This window comes from Nocardioides sp. CF8 (assembly GCF_000389985.1).
GTDB lineage: Bacteria > Actinomycetota > Actinomycetes > Propionibacteriales > Nocardioidaceae > Nocardioides > Nocardioides allogilvus.
This window is the reverse complement of the sequence record NZ_CM001852.1, coordinates 4201605-4205238: the sequence shown is the minus strand read 5'-3', so window position 1 is coordinate 4205238 and position 3634 is coordinate 4201605. Positions and strand designations below refer to the sequence as shown.

4 protein-coding genes are annotated in these 3634 nt (G+C 66.4%); 2 read left to right on the top strand and 2 right to left on the bottom strand.

From position 1 onward, the window contains the following. Positions 1-635: 635 nt before the first annotated feature. Positions 636-767, bottom strand: a complete 132-nt coding sequence (locus tag CF8_RS23560) for a hypothetical protein (protein ID WP_269634802.1) — start codon at positions 765-767, stop codon at positions 636-638. A gap of 151 nt (positions 768-918) precedes the next feature. Between CF8_RS23560 and istA the strand changes: the two genes are divergently transcribed. Both istA and istB read left to right on the top strand, forming a co-directional pair. Beyond that, positions 919-2394, top strand: a complete 1476-nt coding sequence (gene istA, locus CF8_RS20435) for an IS21 family transposase (RefSeq protein WP_156887291.1) — start codon at positions 919-921, stop codon at positions 2392-2394. Then, positions 2391-3170, top strand: a complete 780-nt coding sequence (istB, locus tag CF8_RS20430; RefSeq protein WP_036491695.1) for an IS21-like element helper ATPase IstB — start codon at positions 2391-2393, stop codon at positions 3168-3170. Before istA ends, istB begins: the two co-directional genes overlap by 4 nt. On the opposite strand, the gene CF8_RS20425 is transcribed toward istB, so the two are convergent. Beyond that, the coding region (locus tag CF8_RS20425; protein ID WP_198016911.1) for a transposase at positions 3157-3634 on the bottom strand (478 nt) is incomplete at its 5' end. The genes istB and CF8_RS20425 overlap by 14 nt on opposite strands.

Genomic DNA, 3634 nt, shown 5'->3' with positions numbered 1-3634 from the left:
GCCCTGAGTGGTCACTTCATACCGTCTAGGGGTAGGCGACCTTTGAAGCTAACCGGACTGAACCAGCGGACCGTGCTACAACGCGGAAGGCTAAGGCCAGCATGAGGGATGCCCCGGCGTTGCCGGACCCAAGGGGCAGAGGGCAGAGGATGACGGGCCGAGGCCCTGGCTCTCGGTCGCTGTCGTTACGGCTGGTGACCCGCTTGGCTCGCAGCCTCAGTTGCTGCGAGCTTCCTCAACTGCAGGAGGTGTGTGGCTTGCGGACCTCGTCCACGGGTGCAGATGAGACGGGGGCTTGCTCGACGACCTTGGCATGCACTGGCTTGGCGGCGAGGTGGATCCGTCGGGCGCAGGTGGGGGAATCTGGCCAGATCCGTAGTACCAGGGGAAGCGCGGCACGCTCAGCGGCAATGGTTGGTCATCGTCGACATCGCGGTTCTGACCTGCGGAAACGCGTCGGAGGGCGTTGGCCGCGAACGGCGCTCGTTGAGTCTCCTGCCACGCATTTGCCACGCACGAGCGTGTCATCAGCCCTCCACAGGATCGACTCGGTTTGTGCGGATGGGATCCAGCGCGAGGGTCGCGTCCCGTGGAGTGGTGTAACTCGTCGCGTGTGACTTCGCGAGTCAGGTCAATCATGCAGTAGCGAGTTCGGGCACCTCCTCGACAGTGGTCACGGTCGTGATCAGGACGGTGGGTTCGGTCGGGTAGAGCAGGGCCATGGATGACTCTGAGAGGTAGCGGCGGTCGGTGTTGTCCGTGGCCATGAAAAAGTCCCCACTGGTGGCCAAGTCTGAGTCCCCGGTTTTGGCCGGATAGAAGTCCCCACTCTTCGTTCGTCGTGTCGCATGCGCCGTGAGGCCCTGCGTGGTGACGGTGACGGTGCCAACCAGTCACATCACCACGCAGGGGACTCCATTGAAGAACGCGAGGGAACGGATGGACGTGATTTCCGCCTACCGAGACGTAGGCACTTATCGGGGTGCGGCCGCGATCTGCGGCACCACTCACAAGACCGTGAAGAGAATCATCGAGGCCCACGAGGCCGGCGGCGTAGCGGTCGAGAAGCCGCCGCGGGCCCGGAACTTCGACGAGGTCGCCGACCTGGTCGCCAAGCGGGTCAAGGACACCTCGGGTCGGATCTCGGCCAAGCGGCTGCTGCCCGCAGCCCGGGCGGCGGGCTATGTCGGCTCGGCCCGCAACTTCCGAAGACTCGTCGCCGACGCCAAGCAGCAGTGGCGCCAAGGCAACCATCGCGGCCGTCGGCCCGGCGTGTGGGCGCCGGGAGAGACGTTGATCATCGACTGGGGTGTCCTGGACGGCGTGCACGTGTTCTGTGCGGTGCTGGCCTGGTCGCGGTTCCGGTTCATCCGGTTCGCCGCCGACGAGAAGGCCGCCACCACGATGGCGATGCTGGCCGAGTGCTTCGAGGAACTCGGTGGCGTGCCGAAGGTCGTCCTCGCCGACCGGATGGGCTGTCTGAAGGGTGCCGTGGTCGCCAACGTGGTGGTGCCCACCCCCGATTACGTCAGGTTCGCCACGCACTATCGGTTCCGCCCGGACTTCTGCGAGGCCGCCGATCCGGAGTCCAAGGGGATGGTGGAGAACCTGGTCGGCTACGCCAAGGTCGACTTGATGGTCCCGCAAGCACCGTTGAGTGAGTTGGGTGCCGCCAACGCTGCTGCGGTCCTGTGGTGCGCCGAGGTCAACGCCAACACCCATTCGGAGATCTGCGCCGTCCCGGCCGAGCGGCTCGTGAGTGAGCGTGACCTGCTCGCTGCGTTGCCGTCGCTGCGAGGCGAGTTCGGCGCAAGACCGACGACCAGGAAGGTCGACAAGCTCTCCTGCATCCGGTTCGCCTCAGCGCGCTACTCGGTCCCGAACAAGCTGATCGGGCGAACTGTCACGGTGCTGGTCGAGGACCGAACCCTGCGGGTCATCGAGCCAGTAACCGGCGAGGTCCACGCCGACCATGTCCTGGTCGCGCCCGGCGAAACCAGCATCGTGGACGACCACTACGGCGGCCCCAGGCCCGACAAACCCCGCCGCGCTGCACGACCCAGAACGAAGGCAGAGAAGGAGTTCTTGGATCTGGGCCCGATCGCGGAGGCGTTCCTGGTCGGCGCCGCCGCAGCCGGAGTGACCAAGCTGACCAGCGAGATCGGCGAGATCTTGACCCTGCAGGCAGCCCACGGCACCGATCCCGTGCTGGCCGCGTTGGAACGGGCAGTGAAGTTCAGCCGGTGGCGGGCCGCCGACGTCCGCTCGATCCTGGCCACCAACGGCCAGGCACCCGTCCCACGCCCTGCCGGGCAGGCGCTGGTCCTGACGTTGCCGAGGGTGCCGACCCGGTCGCTGGATGCCTACCGGATCGACGGGGGTGACCCGTCGTGACCGCGACAACGCCACCCCCGTTGGCCGCCGACCTGACCGAGGGGCTGAAGCGGTTGAAGATGGCCGCGATGCGCCGGCTGGCACCCGAACTGCTCGTGACCGCGAAGACCCTACGCTGGAACCCCGAGGAATTCCTCCGCACCCTCATCGAGGCCGAGATCACCTCCCGCGATGAGTCGAACGCCCGAACCCGGCTACGCCAGGCCACGTTCCCGGTCACGAAGAGGCTCGAGGACTTCGACGTCGCCGGCTCCTCGATCCCGGTCGCGACCTTCGACTACCTCGCCAGCCTGGAGTGGATCCGGGCCGCGGAGAACGTCTGCATGATCGGGCCCGCCGGGACCGGGAAGAGCCACATGCTCGTCGCGATCGGCATCGCTGCGGTCGAGCACGGACACCGAGTCCGGTACTTCACCGCCGCCGAACTCGTCGAGACCCTCTACCGAGGACTCGCCGACAACTCCGTCGGACGTGTCATCGACACCCTGCTCCGCAACGACCTCGTCCTGGTCGACGAACTCGGGTTCGCACCGCTGGACGACACCGGCGCCCAACTGCTGTTCCGGTTCGTCGCCGCCGCCTACGAACGTCGCTCGCTCGGCATCGGATCGCACTGGCCCTTCGAGTCCTGGGGACGGTTCCTGCCCGAACACACCACCGCCGTCAGCATGCTCGACCGGCTCCTGCACCACTGCCACACCGTGGTCACCGACGGCGAGAGCTACCGAATGAAACAAGCCAGAGGACGAGGAGGAACCAACATCAAGACCAGCTGATCAACCACGAAGAGTGGGGACTTTCAGATGGCCACCAGCGGGGACCAGAAACTGGCCGTTGACAGGTGTCTTGCCACTCGTCGTGGGCCTCGATCAGGACGCAGGCCGAGAGCCGCAGCAGGGCCTCGGTGTTGGGGAAGATCCCCACGACGTCGGTGCGGCGCTTGACCTCTTTGTTGAGCCGCTCCAGCGGGTTGGTCGACCAGATCTTGCGCCAGTGCGCGAGCGGGAAGTCGGAGAACGCGGTGATGTCGGCCTTCGCGTCGCGCAGCATCTCGGCCACCCGCGGGTGACTCGCAGCCAGGGTGTCGGCGACGTGGTCGAGCTGAGCACGGACCGCCTTTGGTGTGCCCATCGTGAAGATCGTGCGGATCCAGGTGGCGACCATGTCGGCGTCGGCCTTGGGGACCTTGGTCAGCACGTTGCGCATGAAGTGGACTCGGCAGCGTTGCCACGCGGCACCC

Bases quoted from the DNA above. Each gene is read 5' to 3' on its own strand.
- CF8_RS23560 (WP_269634802.1), bottom strand. From the start codon at position 767: ATGGCCACGGACAACACCGACCGCCGCTACCTCTCAGAGTCATCCATG.